At 34.1% G+C, this 1,030-nt stretch carries 1 protein-coding gene; it reads left to right on the top strand.

Going from position 1 to position 1,030, the window contains the following annotated elements; translation table 11 throughout:
- The first annotated feature begins 248 nt into the window (after nucleotides 1-248).
- On the top strand, nucleotides 249-839 hold the full coding sequence (locus F6K13_RS34660) for a hypothetical protein (RefSeq protein WP_124142659.1): 591 nt from the start codon (nucleotides 249-251) through the stop codon (nucleotides 837-839).
- Nucleotides 840-1,030: the final 191 nt, after the last annotated feature.

The following is a 1,030-nucleotide window of genomic DNA, read 5'->3' on the forward strand; positions in this document are numbered from 1 at the left end:
TCTAGCCGAAGCAATCTCTACTCTATAGATTAGCTGGTAGTCTATTTTTTTGCTAGTCCCTAACAAGTTGTATTCCCTGTTCCTATCCAAATTTTATATAGCAAAGAACGAGTTGGTTAGGACTTATGCTGATGATAAACCTTAGACAGGAAAATTTTTTTCCTATTGTTCCCTACTCCCTACTCCCTATTCCCTATTTGAAATAGTAGAAAATTATAAGTTAAATATAAGAAAAAATTAAAATTATTATGGTTATAAAAAAATCAGATTACGAAGCACTACTAGCAGAATATAGTAATTCACAAGCAACAATTGCACTACTTAAACAACATAGACCATACTTAGAAATGCTTCCCAGTATGCGTCGTCCAGAAGATAGTTTAATTGTGATTCCTCTACCTATTATTAGTTTACGAAAACATGGTAATGAGTCAGGAAAAACTGTTAATTTGCCTTGCGATCTAGGAATTTTTATGTGCGACCCTGAGTGGAAGGTTAAGACAGGAGCAGAAATTTTTATTTTTATTTATAGACCCCAGGAAGACTTTTCCGATCTACTTAGTCGTTGGCGACAAACTCAGATTTTATTAGATAAGGAATATGAATGGGTAATGCCTCAAGGTTATAAACACATTTATTCTCAAGAAGCTGAGGAAATTTATCCTTTATTTGTTTTATTTTCAGAGACTCCAGAAAGGATTAAAAGAGGATTGATAGGAGCATCTTTACCTTTCGTTGTACAGCCAACTTTTGATTCGATAGAAATGGAAGTTGAGGAGTCGAATATTGAAATACAGACAATGTTATCTCAGATGGATGATGGGATTAATGATGGTTAAGAAAAACAGAGATTAGTGTCGCTACCCGGAAGTTAAAAGTCATGCATTTAAAAGTCAATCATTTTTGATCTGTAATTGTTTTAGGATTTTGTAACTGGTTAGTTATTTCTGCCATCCTGCACTAGGTTAGCGTAAGCATTCAGCTATTAGCCGTCAGCTCTCAGTAAAAAAAGCGGGTCTTAATAAATTTG

This window comes from Okeania sp. SIO2B9, from assembly GCF_010672505.1.
Taxonomy (GTDB): Bacteria; Cyanobacteriota; Cyanobacteriia; order Cyanobacteriales; family Microcoleaceae; genus Okeania; species Okeania hirsuta.

Coding starts and splice junctions, on each gene's coding strand:
- F6K13_RS34660 (WP_124142659.1), top strand. CDS start 249: ATGGTTATAAAAAAATCAGATTACGAAGCACTACTAGCAGAATATAGT.